14 protein-coding genes are annotated in these 19,860 nt (G+C 32.5%); 9 read left to right on the top strand and 5 right to left on the bottom strand.

The features are described 5' to 3' along the window. Positions 1–174: 174 nt before the first annotated feature. The gene (locus IRZ83_RS11250) at positions 175–2,319 is read left to right on the top strand and encodes a S46 family peptidase (protein ID WP_194568793.1); all 2,145 of its coding nucleotides are present in this window, start codon (positions 175–177) and stop codon (positions 2,317–2,319) included. Positions 2,320–2,456: 137 nt separating this feature from the next. Here IRZ83_RS11250 and IRZ83_RS11245 read toward each other — a convergent pair whose 3' ends face one another. Next, complete coding sequence (locus tag IRZ83_RS11245) at positions 2,457–8,969, bottom strand: carboxypeptidase-like regulatory domain-containing protein (RefSeq protein WP_194568791.1); 6,513 nt, start codon at positions 8,967–8,969, stop codon at positions 2,457–2,459. A 130-nt stretch (positions 8,970–9,099) separates the two neighbouring features. On the opposite strand from IRZ83_RS11245, the gene IRZ83_RS11240 reads away from it, so the two are divergent. The 6 genes from IRZ83_RS11240 (at position 9,100) to IRZ83_RS11215 (ending at position 13,933) form a co-directional block, all read left to right on the top strand. Further along, positions 9,100–9,786 carry a tetratricopeptide repeat protein gene (locus IRZ83_RS11240; protein ID WP_194568789.1) on the top strand — a complete coding sequence of 229 codons (687 nt, stop codon included), beginning with the start codon at positions 9,100–9,102 and terminating at the stop codon, positions 9,784–9,786. A gap of 65 nt (positions 9,787–9,851) precedes the next feature. Next, positions 9,852–11,207: a UDP-N-acetylmuramate--L-alanine ligase gene (locus tag IRZ83_RS11235; RefSeq protein ID WP_194568787.1), complete on the top strand. Its 1,356-nt coding sequence runs from the start codon at positions 9,852–9,854 to the stop codon at positions 11,205–11,207. Positions 11,208–11,330: 123 nt separating this feature from the next. After that, positions 11,331–11,792: a GNAT family N-acetyltransferase gene (locus tag IRZ83_RS11230; RefSeq protein WP_194568785.1), complete on the top strand. Its 462-nt coding sequence runs from the start codon at positions 11,331–11,333 to the stop codon at positions 11,790–11,792. 6 nt (positions 11,793–11,798) lie between these two features. After that, positions 11,799–12,488, top strand: a complete 690-nt coding sequence (radC, locus tag IRZ83_RS11225) for a RadC family protein (RefSeq protein ID WP_029272036.1) — start codon at positions 11,799–11,801, stop codon at positions 12,486–12,488. Between the two features lie 3 nt (positions 12,489–12,491). Further along, positions 12,492–13,178 carry a YjjG family noncanonical pyrimidine nucleotidase gene (locus IRZ83_RS11220; protein ID WP_194568783.1) on the top strand — a complete coding sequence of 229 codons (687 nt, stop codon included), beginning with the start codon at positions 12,492–12,494 and terminating at the stop codon, positions 13,176–13,178. A 2-nt stretch (positions 13,179–13,180) separates the two neighbouring features. Next, entirely contained in the window at positions 13,181–13,933 is a 753-nt protein-coding gene (locus IRZ83_RS11215) for a hypothetical protein (RefSeq protein WP_194568876.1), read from the top strand. 15 nt (positions 13,934–13,948) lie between these two features. On the opposite strand, the gene IRZ83_RS11210 is transcribed toward IRZ83_RS11215, so the two are convergent. Beyond that, positions 13,949–15,226, bottom strand: coding sequence for a replication-associated recombination protein A (locus IRZ83_RS11210; protein WP_194568781.1), 1,278 nt, complete (start codon positions 15,224–15,226; stop codon positions 13,949–13,951). 138 nt (positions 15,227–15,364) lie between these two features. On the opposite strand from IRZ83_RS11210, the gene IRZ83_RS11205 reads away from it, so the two are divergent. Next, a complete protein-coding gene (locus IRZ83_RS11205; RefSeq protein ID WP_194568779.1) occupies positions 15,365–16,129 on the top strand; it encodes a rhomboid family intramembrane serine protease in 765 nt (254 codons plus the stop codon). A 66-nt stretch (positions 16,130–16,195) separates the two neighbouring features. Then, positions 16,196–16,702 (top strand): hypothetical protein, encoded by a 507-nt coding sequence (locus tag IRZ83_RS11200; RefSeq protein WP_194568777.1) that lies wholly within the window; start codon positions 16,196–16,198, stop codon positions 16,700–16,702. A gap of 2 nt (positions 16,703–16,704) precedes the next feature. On the opposite strand, the gene IRZ83_RS11195 is transcribed toward IRZ83_RS11200, so the two are convergent. From IRZ83_RS11195 to IRZ83_RS11185, 3 genes are all read right to left on the bottom strand, one after another. Further along, the gene (locus IRZ83_RS11195; RefSeq protein ID WP_194568774.1) at positions 16,705–17,505 is read right to left on the bottom strand and encodes a DUF2490 domain-containing protein; all 801 of its coding nucleotides are present in this window, start codon (positions 17,503–17,505) and stop codon (positions 16,705–16,707) included. 42 nt (positions 17,506–17,547) lie between these two features. Further along, entirely contained in the window at positions 17,548–18,282 is a 735-nt protein-coding gene (rlmB, locus tag IRZ83_RS11190; RefSeq protein ID WP_029272043.1) for a 23S rRNA (guanosine(2251)-2'-O)-methyltransferase RlmB, read from the bottom strand. An 85-nt stretch (positions 18,283–18,367) separates the two neighbouring features. Next, a complete protein-coding gene (locus tag IRZ83_RS11185; protein ID WP_194568772.1) occupies positions 18,368–19,855 on the bottom strand; it encodes a SusD/RagB family nutrient-binding outer membrane lipoprotein in 1,488 nt (495 codons plus the stop codon). Between the last annotated feature and the right edge of the window lie 5 nt (positions 19,856–19,860).

The following is a 19,860-nucleotide window of genomic DNA, read 5'->3' as shown; positions in this document are numbered from 1 at the left end:
TTTTAAGTTCTTATTAAAAATAAATTCGAAGAAATTACAAGATCATTCTTTATAATTAAATTATGAATTTCATAAAATAGATAGTTATGTCATTTGTTATATTTTGTTTTTCCCATTATATGAATGATATAATGGGAAAAGTGAGTTATATTCGCATTACTTAAACAAAATAACATGAAAAAAATAGTTTTATTCTTAACCATGTGCCTTATGGCTTTTCCTGCAAAAGCCGATGAAGGAATGTGGTTTTTGATGTTTATCGAAAGATTGAACCATAGAGATATGGAAAAATTGGGCTTGCAATTAACAGCCGAAGAAATTTACAGTATTAACCACCACAGTTTAAAAGATGCTATTGTACAATTTAACGGAGGCTGTACAGCAGAAATTGTTTCTAAAGACGGGTTAGTTTTAACGAACCACCATTGTGGCTACAATGCGATTGCTGAACTTTCTACAGCAGAACAAAACTATTTGAAAGATGGTTTTTGGGCAAAAGAAAGAAGTGCTGAAATGAAACCAAAATCATTGTACGTTCGTTTCTTTGTTCGTATGGATGATGTTTCAAAAAGGATTTTATCGAAAGTAAATGATACAATGACCGAAACAGAAAGAAATAAAATCATTCAGCAAGAAATTTCTTTAATTGAAAAAGAAAACAATGAAGGTGGAAAATATACCGTTTCTGTTCGTCCTTTCTTTCAAGGAAATGAATATTACTATTTCGTTTATCAGGATTATACAGACGTTCGTTTAGTTGGAACTCCACCAGAAAGTGTTGGTAAATTTGGAGGTGATACAGACAACTGGGAGTGGCCTCGCCAAACAGGAGATTTCTCTATGTTTAGAGTTTATGCTGATAAAGCTGGAAATCCTGCCGCGTATTCTAAAGACAATGTGCCTTTACAGCCAAAACATTATTTGCCTGTAAGTATTAAAGGTGTAAAAGAAAATGATTTTGCGATGATTTTAGGATATCCTGGAAGAACAAACCGCTGGATGCCAGCTGGAGGAATAGAGCAAAATATAAAATTTGCTTATCCTGCTTGGGTTGAAGGTGCAAAAACCGGAATGGACGTCATGAGAAAGTATATGGATAAAGATGCAACAGTTCGCTTGCAATATGCGTCTAAATATGCTTCGACAGCAAATTACTGGAAAAACCGTCAAGGTATGATCGATGCTTTAACAAAAGCAGGAACTGTTGACGTTAAAACGTTGCAAGAAGATAAGTTTTATGAGTGGGCAACTAAGCCAGCTAATAAGGAAAAGTACGAAAATGTAATTCCGACTATCAACGATTATTACAGAGAAACAAACTTAAAAGCGCGTCATGATAATTATTTATCACAGCTTTTACGTACGTCAAGTTATGCAGGCGGACCTGCAAATTTAGGAAATGCATTGATCGCCTACTATAAAGAAAATGATGCTAAAAAAGCTGAAATGCTGCCAAAAATCAACGCAATGGTTGAAAGCATTTATGGTGAATTTTACGCTCCATTAGAAAAAGATGTTTTAACAGCGCAATTAAATTTATACGCTTCTAAGGCTGCTGAATACGGACTTGCTCCAGAAGTTGCAAAAATGAAAACTGTAAATAATGGTGATTTTACTGCAGATGTAGCAAAAGCCACAGAAATCAGTTATTTTACAACTAAGGAAAAAGTACTGGCATTTTTAGCTGATCCAAAACCATTGGCAATTGTACACGATCCTTTGTATATTATTTCTAATGATTTATTGACGAAATACCGTTCTAAAACAGATGATCAAGCAAAAGCGGATGATGGTTTTGCAACTGCCTACCGCGAATTAGTTGAAGGCTTGAGAGAATCAAAATTAAATACAATTCAATATCCTGATGCAAACTCTACATTAAGATTGACTTACGGAAAAGTTCGTGCTTTGCCGGCAGATCCAAGAAACGATGCTGTTATCAACAATTATACAACCATGGAAAGTATGGTGAAAAAGTATAAAGCAGGAGATCAGGAATTTGATTTGCCAAAACGTTTATTAGAATTAAACAAAGCAAAAGATTACGGACAATATGCTGATAAAGCAGGATATATGCCAATAAATTTCTTGACTGATAACGATATTACAGGAGGAAATTCTGGTTCGCCAGTTCTTAATGGAAAAGGAGAATTAATCGGAATTGCTTTTGATGGAAACATCGAAGCGATGGCTGGAGATGTAATCTTTGATCCAAAATTACAAAGAACTATAAACGTTGATATTCGTTACGTACTTTGGATTATTGACAAATACGCTGGTGCAAAAAACATTATTGACGAATTGACGATTGTGAAATAATCTGATTTTTATTATAAAATAAAACCCGATAAGTCTCAGAGAAACTTATCGGGTTTTTTGTTGTTTTTATTTTGGAAAATGTGTGAGGCTGAGATTTTGAATTTGGAATTTTCATATTATAATTTTGAGAAGTGTTGTTAATCAACTTTCACTCGAATTCCTTTTGTATGACTTGCAAATTCTGGCGCGTACATACTTTCAATTGTTGTAATTCCGTTTGAGAATTCGCCACTGTTGTTTACTTGAATATCATATTCTAAAACATACGTTCCTTTGTTGATTTGATCAAAGAAGAAATGCGTTGCAGCATCTTTTGTACTCATATAATATCCTAATCGATCTTTGTATTGATATTCTGAAAGTACATTGACAGGTTCAAAACAAGAAGCTCTCATATCTTTTAAATGAACATATTCGGTGTCTTCTTTAGATGTTATAATCAATCGTACTGTAACTAAATTGCCGATTTTTAAAGGATTTTTAGATGTTATTTTTTCTAATTCATCACCTTTAACAGAACTCTTTTTTAAATATAATTCTTTTGAAACTGATAATATCGCTTCAGAATTGTTTTTAATTTTATCCAAATCTTCAAAATACTGCCAATAAATACCACCAAAGCCTGGAACTTTAGATTTGTTTTCAATTTTTATAGTGGCCATTTCTTTTTTTACTTCATCAGATTTCCAGTTTAGTTTGATGTAACCGGTTTCTGCTTCTTTTTCATTTTCTGATAATTTCTTGGTCGTGATTTTTTCATCTCCAAGTTTAATGACTGTGTTGTCTTTTACAGAAAGCCAATCACTTCCTTGCATTAATAAAGCATAAATTGCTTCTGTAGTTGCTTTTGTAGTTGGCCAGTTTTTCGTCTGTTTGTTTTTTAATAACCAGACTTTCATAGCATCTACCGATTTGGTGTCGTGAGTTACTTCGGCGAAAGCCTCAATCAATAAAGCCTGAGTTTCTATCGGCGCTTGGTACCAATACCAGCCAGCTTTATTGGCTATCCAATACATTCCCCAATCTTCATTGTTGGAAGAAGTTTCTTTTAGGCTTTCTATAATTTTTTTAGCACTTTCTTTTTCTCCAAAACGATTTAAAGTTAAAGAAGCTAATCCTTTTTCATAAAGTGAATACGACAACCAATCTTTTTTAATGGCCTCTATATACAATTTTGTCGCTTTTTTTAAAGTGTCAGATAATTTGTAATCGTCTAAATAAAAACTTCTAGTATAGAGATAATGCAAATCATAATTTGGATTGATCCAAATTAATTTGTCGTTTGTTTTTAAATTTTTGGTTCTGATTTTATACGATTCTAAAAATTTGGTGTCTAAAAACGAAATGCCACTTTTGGCAATTGCTTCAATTTTATCTTCATTATCGCCACTTTTATTCAATTTAGATAAATGGCCTAAACCTGCCAGGATATGTCTTGTAATGTATTCGTTTTCATAGCCACCTTCAAACCAAGAAAATCCTCCAGACGAATGTTGTTTTTGTTTTAATTTTTCAAAAGTTGCTTCTTGAGAAGTTTTCATTTTCTCCAAATCAAATAAAAGGGCTAGATTTTTTTTCTTTTCATCTTCGCTTCGAGCGTCATTTAGCCAAGGTGTTTCGGCTAGAATAATCGATTTTAATTCGTCGTTTTCTTCTAATTTCACATTCAGTTTTCCGTTTTTTCTCCAGTTTTCAAAAACAGTTGCAATTTTAGTATTGCTTGCAATGATTTCTGAAGCCAAAGAATTGGCATAAAAACGAGCAAAAGTCTGTTCAGCACATTCGTGTTCATATTCCATTAAATACGGTAGAGCCTGAATCGCGATCCACGACGGATTTGAGGTATATTCTAATGTAAATTGATGATTTCTTAAAGTCGTTGAATTGTTGTTTTTTAAGTTCTCAAACGTATATTCTTTTTTAGAATTTTCGCGAACCCAAATCGGCATACTTTCTGTCACCAGCATATTGTTAGTCAAAACCGGAAGTATGTTTTCTTCACCATCAGAAAAATTCTCTGCTTTGGCTAAAATCTTATACTGAACACCTTGTAAACCTTCCGGAATTGAAACTGTCCAAGTTGCGGTTGTATTTCCAAAAGCGCTAACATTAAAATTGCGAATGTTTTTTACGTTCATCATTTTAGCATCAATTGGCTGCATTGTTGTCGCATCAAAAAACTGCAGGATTGCGATTCCAGTCTTCACTTTATCTGTAACATTCGAAATTTTAGCAGAAATCACAATGGTGTCTTTTTCTCTAAAGAATCGAGGGAAATTTGGTAAAATCATTAATTCTTTTTGCGTGATTACACTTTTTTCTAAATAGCCAGAAACAGCATCTTTGTTATGTGCCAATAAACGAAGTTTCCAAGCGGTTAAAGCTTCTGGAGAAGTAAAATTGAAACTCACTTTTCCGTTCGAATCAGTTTTTAAATTGGGCAAAAAGAAAGCGGTTTCAGATAAATTTTTTCTGGCTTTTACTTGTGTTAAAGCTTCGAGCGCTTTTTTAGTTGTAATGATTATTACGCCGTTTGCGGCTTTGGTTCCGTAAAGGGATGTTGCTTCATTTCCTTTTAAAACATTTATAGAAACAACATCTGATGAATTCAAATTTTTAACATCCTCTGCGCTGGAAATTTTTCCATCTATAACATATAAAGGATTCGAAGCATCATTAATAGATACATCGCTGCGAATAACTAATTTAGCCGACGGAATTTGCATAACTGCTACGCCAGCTACTTTTCCTGATAACACGCTGTCAGTTTCATAGACGTTATTGTCTTCCTCAACTTGTACACCATTTCTAACAGCTTTCATTTTTGTTATTGATCCGGTTAAGTTCTTTTTTTTGGAAATTCCATAACCAACAATAACAACTTCTTCTAATTGGTTAGTGTTTTCGGCTAAAACTAAATCAATTGATTTATTATTTGCTACAATACTAGATTGGTCTTTAAAACCAATATAAGAAAAAACGATTTCTTCATTAGCCGTCGCTTCAATTTCATAATAACCATCAAAATCAGTTTGAGTTCTTCGTTGAGTTCCTTTAATGAGAACAGAAACACCGGGTAGAGGCAGTCCTGAACTATCAGTAACAATTCCCGAAATTAGTTTAGCATCTAATGGTTTTTTAATTTTTTTGCTTAGTTGTCTCTGGTATTCTCTTTGCAGATAAAGTGTATTATTGCTATTGTTAAAATCGAAACCAAACCAAATTAATTTTGTGCTTTCATTTTTTAATTCGATTCGTTTTGATGGTATGTTTAAGTTAGGAATTGAAACATACATTTTCTCAAATCCTAAAAGAGATTTCGTATTGCCACCAGTAGTGTATTGAACAAAATTTAAACTATTCCATTCTTTAATGGTAAATTGATCTAATGAACTGTCATACATTGATGCCAAAACCTCTGCTTCTTTTTTTGTTGCAATTCCATTTAATTTAAAAGACCAGTTTTCAGTACTTCCGGGTTGTATTTTGTTTCTAAATGTTTCTACATTAAATTTTAATTCTGGATTTACAGTTTTTAAAAATACATAAGTGCTGTAATTGAATCTTTCATTTTCAAATATGCTTTCAAAACTTATATTTACGGCGCCATGAAATTCTTTGTTTAATGGAATTTTAATCAAAGTTTCGTTGTTTTGAAGATGGTATGTTTCCTCATGAAAAGCAACACTATCATAGTTTCCGGTTGCTGTAATGTAAAGCTCAGGAATAACAGATGAAAGTTTTAACAATACAAAGCCATCTTTTTTTGCATCAGAATTCATTTGCTGTACCGAGAATAAGCGGCTGGCGTCTAATTTGTCTTTGCTTTGTGTAAGTTTAAAATTTGAAATAGTTTCAATTTTATTTTCAAAACGGTCTTTTGCTGTAAAAACTATTTTATAATTTCCAGATTTGTAATTAGAAATGAAATCTAACGGAATAACTTTGTCTTTTTGAGTGTCAATATTTTGCGAAAAAACTAAAGTTTCATCTGTTTTTGGAGTTTGGTTGATTTCGTACGGAAATAATTTTCCAAAATCTTCACTAGAAATATTTTCAATATCTGGCTGAGGAAAAACTCTTTGTTTAAATTTCCTTGAGAATGGGCTTATTAAATAAATTTTAATTTCACCTTTAACAGCTAAAAATTCATCGTTTAAGTTTGTGCTTGTAAGTTTGATTTCATTTTTATTTTTCGTTTCAATTTCATTAGGAATTGCAGTTTGTAAAACCAAATCATGATATCCAACTTTTACAATCGTTGTTGCTTCGTGCGTTTCGCCGTTTATATCTGTTACAGCAACTTTTATACTATAATTAAAAATTGGTAATTCTTCTTTTTTACTATTTTTCGGTGGCAAAGCAACAAATTCAATATTAAATTTTCCAGAAGCATCAGTTTTAGTTTCTCCCGTTGCTAAATTTTCGTTTTGTTGCTGCGAATAATAATCTCTAAAATAACTTGTATAGCGACTGACAGTGTAAGTTACTTTTGCATCAGAAATAGTACTTCCCGCAAAAGCTTTTGCATTTCCTTTTACTTTGATCGATTGATTAATTTGAAAGCTTTCTTTTTTAGGTTCGAAGGTCACTTCAAATTTTGGGCGTTTATATTCTTCAACGCTAAATTCTGTTTCAGAATTTTCAAAATGAACTTTTTCCCAAAATGGGTGTTCGCTTTCTTTTTTGTCGTATACAATATCATTCTCATAAGTTGTTGGTTCTCCGGCTGTAATTTTAAAAGAACCTGTAAGACCTGTTTTCGGAATACTAAATTCACCAGAAAAAGATCCAAACTCGTTTGTTGTTACGTCAAAATCTTTAAAATCGTTGCTGTCAGGATCTTCAACGACAATGTTAAATGTTGTGAAAGGAACTACTGAAGTTTTATCTCCTGATTTTTGAACAGCAATTCCTTTGTAATACACAGTTTGCCCTGGACGGTAAATGGCGCGATCTAAGTAAAATTCAACTTTACCTTGTAAAGCTTCTTTCTCATTTTCGGTGTATACGCTATTGTAATACAAATAATTTTTTTGAATAGAAATAGTGTCATTTGCTGTGTATAAATTTAAAACTCCATAATTTGAATTCTGGTTTGTTTTATTAAAAACTGCAATGCCGTTTTTATTTGTTTTTAAGGTGAAATCGCTTGATTTTAAAGTCACATTTTCTAATGGTTTTCCTGTTTTTCGGTCTAAAACCTGATAGCTTTCGGAGTTATAGTTTTGAGAAGCCAAAACTGTAAGGTTTGAAATTGTAATGGTTTCAAAAGCAAAAGCTTTTTTGTCTTTTGAATCTGATTCGCTTTCAAAATATATTAAATATGTACCTGTCTTTAATTGCGGAAGAAGTACTTCTGTAGAATATTCGAGATAATCTTTTTTATTTTTGAGTGAATAAGATTTGACCACAACGGGCTGTGTTTTATGAATAATAAAATCTCGAATACTATCCTTTGTAATGTAAAATTGTTTTAATTGAACAGCTTGAACCTGATTAATTTTAAAGAATGAGATTTTTAAATTCTCAACATTTTTGTATTGGATAAATGCTCGAGTATTCTCATCACTATAATTGTATTTTTGAAGCTGGGCACTTAAAGTTTTGTAACCTATATTTTCTTTTTTTTCAAGTGCCAATTTATAGGCATTTGATCTATTATTTACACTTAGTATACTATCTAATATAGAAACTGCCCTAATGTTATAATCTGGGTGCGTTTCTTTTGATGCCTTTTCTGAAAAATAAGAAGCTTTTTCTAATTGAATTTTTTGAATTAGAAATACATCCTTTGTGTTTTTTTGAAGATAAATTAGTGCCTCAAAATAATCCTCATCAGAATCTATTAAATACTGTTTGCAAAACTGAATTCGTTCCCATAAATTTTCCGTGTTTGGATTGTTAGTTTCTTGCTTTTGGTATAGCTCTAAAGCCAATTTCAAATTTTCATTTGTTACGAAATCGAAATTGATTTTTAAAAAATCACTCGATTTTCCTAACAAATCTTTTTTATAAAATGCAAAGTCACTTTTTTCGAATCCCCATCGATGCATTTTCTTTGTGTAAAGTTCAATGTTTTCGGATATTACATAATCTAATACATGGAGCGTTTTGAATTTTTCTACAGTTGAATAGTCGAAAATAGGTTCATATTTTATTAAAGATGTTTCCTTTAAAATAGATTCGTTATCCAAAGATTTTTTTTGAGCCAGATTGATTTGATCCGTAAAAATATTTGTGGTCCAAGTTAAAAAATCCTCACTCAAGGAATCGGTATTGGTTCTTCTTCTAATGCTATAATCATTTCGTGTATAATAATCATTCAAACACCTCGCATAAACCAAATTTAAAATGGCCTTTGATGGAATAGAAACGCGGTTTATATCTGTCTTTAAATTATTTAAAATTTTGGTTTTTGCATTTTCATCAACCACCTGTAAATATTTAGACTGATAAAAAAAGCATTTTATCATTTGCACTTCGTCTTTTTGGGCAATTGCTTTTTTGTATATTTCTGCAACAGCGTCGTTTGCTGATTTTACTTTTCCTTCGTTTTCGAAAGCAATTACGTTCTCCCATTTTTTATCTGTTTGTTGTGCAAATAAGGTTGTAGAAATCAATAAGAAAGCAAATAATATATTTTTCATACTTCTGTTTTAGTATATAGAGAGCCGTTTTTAAAGAAAGGTTGGGGCCAACTTTAAAATAATTTCGTACAAATTACTAATTTATCTCTAAAAGCAAATTATCGATGCTATATTTCGTTATTTTTGAGATATGAAAAAACTACTACTCTTTTTTTTATTTGTGCCAATATGTATTTGGTCGCAATCTAATTTTGAAAAAGCAGAAAAGTTATTTCATGGCAAAAAGTATGACGAAGCACAATTGCTGTTCGAAGGAATTCTAAAAACGAAACCTTCTGACATAAAAACAATTGAATATTTAGGCGATATCGAATCATATAAAAAATCATGGGTTGACGCTGGAAAATATTTCAAGAAACTAACAGAGTTAAAACCAACCGAAGCGAATTATTTTTTTAAATATGGCGGCGCCTTAGCCATGCGTGCTATGGAAGTAAATAAATTTAAAGCTTTAGGAATGGTTGATGATATGAAATCGGCGTTTGAAAAAGCAATTGCTCTAAATCCAAAACATATTCAGGCAAGATGGGCATTAATAGAATTGTATTTGCAATTGCCTGGGATTGTTGGCGGAAGCGAGTCGAAAGCACTAGCGTATTCGAATGAATTAGCACAATTTTCGCCCGTTGATGGTTATATGTCGAGAGGAAGAATTGATGAATATTTTAAAAGATATGCATCAGCAGAAAAAAATTATATCAAAGCAAATGAAATTGGTAAATCAAAAATTACATTTCAAAAATTATATAATTTATATTTGAACAAATTAAAAGACCCAAAAAAAGCACAAGAATTGAAACGAAAATTTGACGCTTAAAGGTCGATTCAAAGATAAATTTCAATTGAAAAATTGGAATTTAGAACTTAAAAATTAGAATTTTAATGAAAACACATTTCATCGCCATCGGCGGAAGTGCCATGCACAATTTAGCATTAGCATTGCATAATAAAGGCTATCAGGTTACAGGTAGTGATGATGCTATTTTTGAACCATCAAAATCAAGATTAGAGAAAAAGGGAATTTTGCCAGCTGAATTAGGTTGGTTTCCAGAAAAAATAACATCAGATATTGAAGCTGTAATTTTAGGAATGCACGCAAAAGCAGATAATCCTGAACTGCTGAAAGCACAAGAATTAGGTTTGAAAATCTATTCTTATCCAGAATTTTTATATGAGCAATCTAAAAATAAAACTCGCGTTGTAATTGGAGGTTCTCACGGAAAAACGACTATTACTTCGATGATTTTGCACGTAATGCATTATCATAATATTGAAGTTGATTATATGGTTGGCGCGCAGTTAGAAGGTTTTGATACCATGGTGCATCTTACTGAAGAAAATGATTTTATGGTTCTGGAAGGTGATGAATATTTGTCTTCGCCGATTGACAGACGTCCTAAATTTCACTTATATCAGCCTAATATTGCTTTAATTTCCGGAATCGCCTGGGATCATATCAATGTTTTTCCAACATATGAAAATTATGTAGAGCAGTTCGAAATTTTTATTGGTAAAATCACAAACGGAGGAATTTTAGTTTACAATGAAAATGATCCAGAAGTAAAACGCGTTGCAGAAGCTGCGACAAACCCAATTCGCAAACTAGCTTATTCTACACCAAAATATACTGTCAGCGATGGCGTAACTTTATTAGAAACTCCAGAAGGCGATATGCCAATTGAAGTTTTTGGCGCGCACAACTTAAATAATTTGGCGGGAGCAAAATGGATTTGCCAAAACATGGGCGTTGACGAGGCTGATTTTTACGAAGCAATCGCCAGTTTTAAAGGAGCTTCTAAAAGATTAGAAAAAATTGCCGAAGGAAAAGGTAAAGTAGCGTATAAAGATTTTGCGCATTCGCCAAGTAAAGTAGCTGCAACAACTAAAGCAGTAAAAGAGCAATATCCAAACAGAACTTTAGTAGCTTGTTTAGAACTGCATACGTATAGCAGTTTAAATGCTGAATTTTTGAAAGAATACGAAGGCGCACTTGAATATGCAGATGTTGCCGTTGTTTTCTATTCTCCAGATGCTGTAAAAATTAAGCAGTTAGAAGAAGTTACCTATGAGCAGATTGCGTCTTCATTTAATCGTGAAGATTTAATTATTTACACCAATCCGGCTGAATTCAAAGAATATTTATTCAATTTAAATCTTGAAAATTCTGCACTTTTATTAATGAGTTCAGGAAATTACGGAGGCTTGAATTTTGATGAAGTAAAAGAATTGATTAATTAAAATAATTCGTCATTTGAAAATTAGATAATATGCCAATCGTAGACTCGATTGGCATTTTTGTTTTGCTTTTTATGAATGATTTTTCTTATTTTTCAATATATTCGCCATTTAAGATATTACAAGATGAACCAAAATATAAAAGTTGTAAAAACAACAAGCGAGAATCCTGATTTTATTTCTTTGATCGAAACATTCGATACTTTTTTGTGGGAACGTTATCCAGAATTAAAAAAGGATTATTGGGGAAATAATTTAATCGAATTTAACCCGAATGTAATTGTTGTTTATTTAGATAAAAAACCAGTTGGCTGTGGCTGTTTTAAAAAATATAATAAAAATACCGCAGAGTTAAAAAGAATGTTTGTTTCGCCAGAAGCTCGAGGTTTGGGTTTGGCACAATTAATAATTTTAGAATTAGAAAAAGAGGCAAGAAACAATGGTTTTGAAATTTTTATTTTAGAAACTTTATACAAACAGGTCGAAGCAATTAGTCTTTACCAAAAAGTAGGATTTAATATTGTTGACAATTATGAGCCATATGTTGGCTTAACTAATAGTGTTTGCATGAGTAAAACCATTAATTAAATTAAGATGGAAGCAACTCATTTTCCTATTACGAATTGGTCAGAAGATGATAGGCCACGTGAAAAATTAATGCTTAAAGGTAAAAGTGTTTTAAGCGATGCCGAATTAATTGCGATTTTAATTGGTTCAGGAAGCCGTAACGAGTCGGCTGTAGATTTAAGCAAAAGAATTTTGGCAAGTGCAGATAATCTTAATGTTTTAGGCAAGATGTCTATTTCGCAATTAATGAATTTTAAAGGAATAGGAGAGGCAAAGGCCATCACAATTATTGCGGCGCTAGAACTTGGCCGACGCCGAAGAGCCGAAGATGCAGTCGAACTTATAAAAATTACTTCAAGCAAATTGGTATTTGAAATTATGCAGCCTATAATAGGAGAACTGCCACATGAAGAATTTTGGGTGCTTTTTCTTAATAATTCAAACAAAGTAATTTCGAAATCACAATTGAGCAAAGGTGGTATTGCGGGCACGATTGTCGATGTTCGGCTGGTTTTTAAATTGGCCTTAGAAAATGGAGCTACGGGCTTGATTTTGTGTCACAATCATCCTTCGGGAAATTTACAGCCAAGCGATGCCGACAAACAAATTACAAAAAGATTGAGGCAGGCAGGAGATAGTCTAGATGTTAAAGTTTTAGACCATTTGATTATTACTGAAACAAAATATTATAGTTTTGTAGATGAAGGAATTTTTTAGATTATGAACACCAATATTACCGACGTTTTTTTCGATTTAGATCATACCCTTTGGGATTTTGATAAAAATTCTGAAATGGCTTTTGATCGCATTTTTAAGAGTAAATATCCCGAAATTAAAACTCAGGATTTTATCGAAAAATATGCTCCAATTAATCAGGCTTGCTGGAAGTTATATCAGAATGATGAAATAACGCATGTAGAACTGCGTTACAATAGATTAAAGTTTTCTTTTGATGCTTTAAATCTCGAAATTTCAGATGAAACCATTAACGAAATTGCAAATGATTATATTGAGTTTTTAACAGATAATAATTATCTTTTTGAAGGAGCAATTGAAGTTCTTGAATATTTAAAACCAAAGTATAGATTGCATATTATAACGAATGGTTTTGCAACTGTTCAGGAAAAAAAAATAAAGAATGCATTGCTTGCCGGGTATTTTAATACGATTACAAATTCAGAATTAGCAGGTGTAAAAAAACCAAATAGTATTATCTTTGATTATGCTGTCAATTTGGCTCAAGCCTCAAAAGAAAACAGTATTATGATTGGCGATTGTCTTGATGCAGATGTTAATGGGGCATTAAATGCAGGTTTAGATGCTATTTTTTTTAATGAAAAAAGAGTTGATGTTCCTCAAAATATTAAACAAATAAACAATTTATTAGAACTTAAAAAATATTTATAATGATGAGAATTAAATTTTTATTGGTTGCACTTGTTATTTCCGCTATTGGATTTGCGCAATCTGTTAATGATTACAAAGCAGTTATTGTGCCTTTGAAGTACGATTTTCTTAAAACTGAAAATCAATATAGAATGGCTACTACTAGCAAAGCAAATTTAATAAAGGCAGGTTTTCAGGCTTTTTATGCAAATGAAGAACTTTCTCCTGAATTTGCAGATCGTTGTCAGCTTTTATACATGGATGTGAAAAAAGACAACGGATTCTTAATTACAAAACTTTTCGTGGAGTTTAAAGATTGTTACGGAAAAGTAATCTACACTTCAGAAATAGGTAAAAGTAAGGAGAAAGATTATGAAGCAGCATATAGAGAAAGTCTTAATTTAGCTTTTATGTCTATAAATGATTTACATTATAAATATAGCGGCAAAACTATAAGTGCAAATACCAGAGCAGTGGTAACAGCGTCACCAGTTACGGTTGCAGCAACTGTTACACCAGCAACTTCTGTGGCAGCTCCTGTGGCAGATGTTTCGGATCCAAATTTACTTTACGCACAGCCAACAGAAAACGGATATCAATTGATTGATAAAACGCCAAAAGTGGTTATGAAATTATTGAAAACATCTCGTCCAGATTCATTCATTGCAATAAAAGACGGTATTCAAGGCTCATTAAATGCAAAAGACAATCAATGGTTTTTTGAATATTATCAAAATGATAAATTGATTTCTGAAAAAGTTTCAGTTAAATTTTAAATATAAAATTTGGTTCTAGTAACCATATTTATCTTTCCAGCGGTTCTTTAAAAATTCGCGGTTACTGTTCTCTCGAGAATTGTTTCCCGGATTGTAAAGAACCGTTTGTTTTATAGCATCTGGTAAAAATTCCTGCTCGGCAAAATTATTGGCATAATCATGAGCATATTTATAATCGTCGCCATACCCCAATTCTTTCATAAGTTTGGTTGGAGCATTTCGTAAGTGAATAGGAACGGGCAAATCACCTGTTTGTTTTACTAATTGCTGTGCAGTTCCAATTGCCATATAAGAGGCGTTGCTTTTAGGTGATGTTGCTAAATAAATGGCACATTGGCTTAAAATAATACGGCTTTCAGGATATCCAATAGTTGCTACTGCCTGAAAAGTATTGTTTGCCATAATAAAAGCAGTCGGATTTGCATTTCCAATATCTTCGCTTGATAATATAAGCATTCGTCTGGCAATGAATTTTACATCTTCTCCGCCTTCAATCATTCTGGCCAGCCAATAAACAGCTCCATTAGGATCGCTGCCGCGAATCGATTTAATAAAAGCCGAAACAATATCGTAATGCTGTTCACCGCTTTTGTCATACAAAACAGTATTTTGCTGTACCAATTCGAAAACACGATCGTTAGTGATCACAACTTCATCATTAGCGGAAGCGTTTACAACTAATTCAAAAATGTTTAATAATTTTCGGCCATCTCCGCCAGAAAGTCTTAATAACGCTTCGGTTTCTTTTAAAGTAATTTTTTTTGAAGCCATTTCCGTGTCTATTCTCATGGCGCGATGCAATAAAGCTTCTAAATCAGCTTTTGTAAATGCGTTTAATATATAAACCTGACAGCGAGACAATAATGCAGGAATCACTTCAAAACTCGGGTTTTCTGTAGTGGCACCAATAAGAGTTATCCAGCCTTTTTCAACCGCGGCCAAAAGCGAATCTTGTTGCGATTTACTGAACCGGTGAATCTCATCAATAAATAAAATTGGATTTTTAGCTGTAAATAAACCACCGCTTTGTTTTGCTTTTTCGATAACATCGCGAATATCTTTAACTCCAGAATTTATGGCGCTCAATATATAAAACGGACGTTTTGATTCCTGCGCAATAATTTGTGCTAAAGTAGTTTTACCAGTTCCAGGAGGCCCCCAAAATATTAAAGACGGAATAATTCCTTTCGAAATTTGTTGCGTCAAAGAACCATTAGGTCCAACTAAATGACTTTGACTGATGTAATCTTCTAATTTCTGTGGGCGAATACGCTCTGCTAAAGGTGCTTCCATTTTGTAAAATTACTATTTTCAATTTTAATTTTAGAATTTTCAACTGCTATTAACGTCTTAAATTCGTTAGCTGACAAATTATCAGGTAATTTTATTTGGATAGTTTTTTGATGTTAACAATAACAGATTTCTAAAAATATGAATGATAATCACTTTAAATTTTCGAATGCTGTAATTGGGCTACCATTATTTTTTGTCCTTTTTTTATGGATTGTATATTGGTTTCAAATTCGCTTTGATTTTGATTTTTATCAAAACGGAATTTATCCTCGAGATTTTTCAGGTCTGCAAGGGGTTTTGTTTAGCCCTTTTATTCATGAAAATCTTGGGCATTTGTATAATAATTCAATTCCGCTTTTGGTTTTATTGGCAGCTTTGCAATTTTTTTATCCAAAACAAACAATTCCAGTTATTGCGTATGGGATTTTATTTTCAGGTTTAATAACTTGGGTTATTGGCAGAGAAAATTATCATATTGGTGCCAGCGGTTTAATTTATGTTTTAGTAAGTTTTATTTTTTTCAAAGGAATTCAAACGAGATATTATCGCTTAGTTGCGCTTTCTCTTTCAGTAATCTTATTATATGGGGGAATGATTTGGTATGTTTTTCCAGATGTTGATGCGACAATTTCTTGGGAAGGACATTTGGCTGGTTTTATTACAGGTTTTGTTTTATCACTATTTTACAAAACACCAGAATATGCAAAACCTATTGTTTATGATTGGCAAAAACCTGATTTTAATCCAGAGGAAGATGCTTTTATGAAACACTTTGATGAAAACGGAAATTTTGTCAACACTGAAATTCCTGAAGAAGAATCAGAATCTATATCTACTTATTTTAATTCTGATGTTTCTGTTTTTTATACCGTAACGAAATCAGAATCAGATGATAAAATCTAAATGCTGAGAATTTTTGCTCTAAAAAGCGTATTTTTGTTAGAGACATTCTAATTTCATTTATTTATTATGAAAAAGATCAGCTTTGTTGTTTTACTTTTATTCGTTTTATTCACCTCAAAAGTGCTTGCTCAATGTGATATAAAAAATAAAGTTATGGCTGATGGTACCATGATGTATTATTTTGACCCCGCGGTTTTTTATACAACAAAGTCAAAATCGTTAAAAATTAATATTGTAACAGATAAAGAGCATTATTTTATCTCCTTGCAGCCTACGCCTTTTCCTCCTAGAAAAGATGGCAAAAAAATTAAAGATGATTTGCTTATACATTTAGCAGATCATAATGTATATAAATTAACACACTACGATACTCAATACAGGCAAAACGACTCAATTATGCAGGTTTTGTATTTGATAGATGCTAAAGATCTTGAGTCTTTTTCTAAGTTTGAAGCTCTTGTTGCTGAAATTAGAATGGAGGGAACTGAATTTGTTCGCGATTATAATTTTAAATTGCATAAAGATGCAATTGTAAAACAGTTAGCCTGTTTTTTGAATAAGGAGGAGGAGTGAAGCTACTCATCATTTGAGGTTTCATTTTTGTGCAATATCTTTTCATTTAGGTTTTTAAAAAGATTATTGAATGTAATGGTCAACGATGCGGCATTTACAATTTGATCACCGCTATTTCTTGGGAGATATTCATTTGCATAAGTTAGTTCAACCTGAATATCATCTGTAAACAGGTAACCTGCTCCAATATTAAATCTGTTTCGATCAAAAAAACTTTCTCCAGTAACCTTAGCTCCAGTTTTGATGTATAATTCATCTGATGTTACGGCATAAACAACACCTTCTCTAAGAACTTTGCTGTTAATAGGTTTTAAATATTTTATTTGATGGCGATATCTAAGTACATTTTCCCAGCTTTCATCCTGATTTCTCATATATCTGAGTTCAATCCTCATTCTAGTGCTTAAGGTATAGCCAGTTTTATGAAAATAATAAATTCCTTGTGTAGCAAATCTCCATTCAGGTGATTTAAATTGCCCAATTTCTGGCACATCTTTATTGTAATTGTAAGCTAAAAAGGCAGAAAGTTTCCAACGAGGAGATAAATAATAATGTCCCCAGCCTCTTATTGAGCGCTGCGTATTTTCTTCAAAAATATTAGGTGAAGATTCTGTACTGCTATATACTGCTCCAAGATTTAATTCAGCAGACCATTTTTCATTAATAGTCCTGTTAAATTGAAATTCATTCCAAAATTGATTGTAAGTCTTAGTTTGAGCATAACCAATACTTGTAATCAAAATAACTACAAGTATTGAAATGTTTTTTTTGAGTAATATGTTAGGAGCATTTTTTGAAGACATTAATTTGATATTTAGTTGTCATCTTAACTCTCTCAATATTATTTAGTTTCTTTGACGTACAGCTTCATATAAAAATGCACCACAGGCAACAGAAACGTTTAGTGACCCAATGGATCCAAACATTGGCAGTTTTGCTTTTTCATCAACAATTTTAAGCACAGATGGATTGATTCCTCTGTCTTCAGATCCCATAATAATGGCTACAGGTTCATTCAATGCTATATCATAAATATTTTGATCTGTTTTTTCAGTTGCAGCAACAGTTTTAATTCCTGATCCTTGAAGATAAAAAATGGCATCTTTAATGTGCTCAACTTTACAGATTGGAACATTAAATACCGCTCCAGCAGAAGTTTTTACAGTATCTCCATTAACAGGGGCAGAACCTGCTTTTTGAACTATGATTCCGTTTACTCCAGTGCATTCTGCAGTTCTGATAATGGCTCCAAAATTTCTTGCATCAGAAATCTGATCTAATATTAAAAATAAAGGTTTCGATCCAGATTCTATAGTAGATTCGACTAAATGTTCTAATTCAATAAAACCAATCGGTGATATTGTTGCAACTGCACCTTGGTGATTATTTGGTGTTAATCGATTAAGTTTTTCTACAGGAACATACGAGAAATTGATGTTAGCGCGTTTCATCACTTTCATTAAATCTTTCATTAATTCTCCAGAAATTTCCTTTTGTATAAATACTTTGTCAACTTCTTTTCCTGCTTGAATTGCTTCTATAATGGCTCTAATTCCAAATATTTGATGTTCTTTTTCCATAGGACAAATATAGGTATAATGTTTATATAAAAAAAAGCCACTCTGAATGAACAGAGTGGCTTTAATATTATTTTTTGGTCTAAAATTAGAATTTATCCCAGAAAAGTTTTGTTTTAAGTTTGTCACCACCAACTGCAGTACCAGCAGCTTGATAGTTAGCAGCATTTAATGTTTGCTCTAATACAGGGTAAGTAAATCTTTTTGGGATTTGTCCTTCTGCAGCAGGAACTGCAGTAGCTGGAGCAGTCAAAGCTGGGAAGTCTAATCTTCTCCAAGTTGTCCATGCTTCATAACCTCTGTTATAGTATCCAATCCAAGCTTGCTCACCAATTTTTTGTTTCCAAGTACCAGTTGCTGTTGCGTAAGCTACTGCTGGTTGCAATAAATACAAATCAGCTTCAGCTTCAGTTCCTCCCCAGTAAATGATAGAAGATTTAATAGCGTTGTTATAGTGAGTTGCAGCAGTACCACCAACAGCAAAACCTCTTTCTACAGCTTCAGCTAAGTAAAATTGAACTTCAGTGTAATCAATTAATAAACCTTCTAATGTAGGATCTAATAATCTTGTGTGATCTCCTTCATCATCAGCTGGATCTCCAGCAGAAGAATAAGTTTCGAAATCTACACCTTGTGCGTAAGGAGCTCCAATAAACACACCGTTAACAGGAATGTAATATAAAGGTCTTCTTGGATCGTTTAGAGTGTTCATTTTAGTAACTAACGGTGCAGCAGCAACGAAATCATATCTTCCACTTGTTACAAGATCTTCGTAAAGAGGATTTGTATTTGGTTGAGTTGATTTGTATTGTAATGCAGCATTGTCAGCAGTAGAAGCAAGAACTCCAGCTGCAGAAGCTTGTTCAGCAGCAGTTTTAGCTGTAGCAGCTAAAGTTGGCTCATCAGCAACTGTAATTGCTAGACGTAATTTCAATGAGTTAGCAAATTTTTTCCATTTAGCAACATCTCCAGAGTAAACGAAATCAGAAGTTCCGAAACTTTTTGCACCTGAATCAAGTTTAGCAATAGCAGCATCTAATCTTTTGAATAAGTCAGCATAAACTACTTTAGCATCATCATAAACTGGATTAGGGTGTGCATCTGGGTTTAATGCTTCAGTGTAAGGTATGTTTCCGAATGTATCAACTAAAGTAGAGTAAGCGTAAACATTTAAAACTTCAATAATTGCAAGTTTGTTGTTTTTTACAGCTAGTTCAGCAGGAGTTACAGTTTCTTCAGCAGAAGTAAGTGTAGTTGCTTCTTTTAAATCTCTAAGTACATCGCGGTACAAAACTTGCCAGTGTCTATCAGGTACGTTTCTTTGCAAGATATCGTAATTTGATTCGTCAAGATAAGTAGTTTCTGACCAATGTTGAGCAAAAAGTCTAAAGACATTAATGTTAACGTTGGTACTAGTCATTTGGTCAAAAAGATTCTTTTCAGCATTACCAAATAACGCGCCTGAAGGAACTCCAGAACTAGGGTTTTTGGTATCTACGTTTAAATCGGTTAGGCTATCATCGTTACATCCCCATGTAAGCGTTAATATTCCTATGAATATAATTATTTTTTTCATGTTTT

Origin of the sequence: Flavobacterium sp. JLP, assembly GCF_015350755.1 — a bacterium.
Taxonomy (GTDB): domain Bacteria; phylum Bacteroidota; class Bacteroidia; order Flavobacteriales; family Flavobacteriaceae; genus Flavobacterium.
The sequence above is the reverse complement of the archived record's forward strand: the minus strand, read 5'-3'. Positions and strand labels throughout refer to the sequence as shown.

What these genes read in the sequence shown, in the direction of transcription:
- rlmB (WP_029272043.1), bottom strand. Translation starts at nt 18,282, where the DNA reads ATGGAAAAAGAACATCAAATATTTGGAATTAGAGCCATTATAGAAGCA.
- radC (WP_029272036.1), top strand. Translation starts at nt 11,799, where the DNA reads ATGGAAGCAACTCATTTTCCTATTACGAATTGGTCAGAAGATGATAGG.
- IRZ83_RS11210 (WP_194568781.1), bottom strand. Translation starts at nt 15,226, where the DNA reads ATGGAAGCACCTTTAGCAGAGCGTATTCGCCCACAGAAATTAGAAGAT.
- IRZ83_RS11230 (WP_194568785.1), top strand. Translation starts at nt 11,331, where the DNA reads ATGAACCAAAATATAAAAGTTGTAAAAACAACAAGCGAGAATCCTGAT.
- IRZ83_RS11220 (WP_194568783.1), top strand. Translation starts at nt 12,492, where the DNA reads ATGAACACCAATATTACCGACGTTTTTTTCGATTTAGATCATACCCTT.
- IRZ83_RS11245 (WP_194568791.1), bottom strand. Translation starts at nt 8,969, where the DNA reads ATGAAAAATATATTATTTGCTTTCTTATTGATTTCTACAACCTTATTT.
- IRZ83_RS11235 (WP_194568787.1), top strand. Translation starts at nt 9,852, where the DNA reads ATGAAAACACATTTCATCGCCATCGGCGGAAGTGCCATGCACAATTTA.
- IRZ83_RS11215 (WP_194568876.1), top strand. Translation starts at nt 13,181, where the DNA reads ATGAGAATTAAATTTTTATTGGTTGCACTTGTTATTTCCGCTATTGGA.
- IRZ83_RS11195 (WP_194568774.1), bottom strand. Translation starts at nt 17,505, where the DNA reads ATGTCTTCAAAAAATGCTCCTAACATATTACTCAAAAAAAACATTTCA.
- IRZ83_RS11200 (WP_194568777.1), top strand. Translation starts at nt 16,196, where the DNA reads ATGAAAAAGATCAGCTTTGTTGTTTTACTTTTATTCGTTTTATTCACC.
- IRZ83_RS11250 (WP_194568793.1), top strand. Translation starts at nt 175, where the DNA reads ATGAAAAAAATAGTTTTATTCTTAACCATGTGCCTTATGGCTTTTCCT.
- IRZ83_RS11205 (WP_194568779.1), top strand. Translation starts at nt 15,365, where the DNA reads ATGAATGATAATCACTTTAAATTTTCGAATGCTGTAATTGGGCTACCA.
- IRZ83_RS11185 (WP_194568772.1), bottom strand. Translation starts at nt 19,855, where the DNA reads ATGAAAAAAATAATTATATTCATAGGAATATTAACGCTTACATGGGGA.
- IRZ83_RS11240 (WP_194568789.1), top strand. Translation starts at nt 9,100, where the DNA reads ATGAAAAAACTACTACTCTTTTTTTTATTTGTGCCAATATGTATTTGG.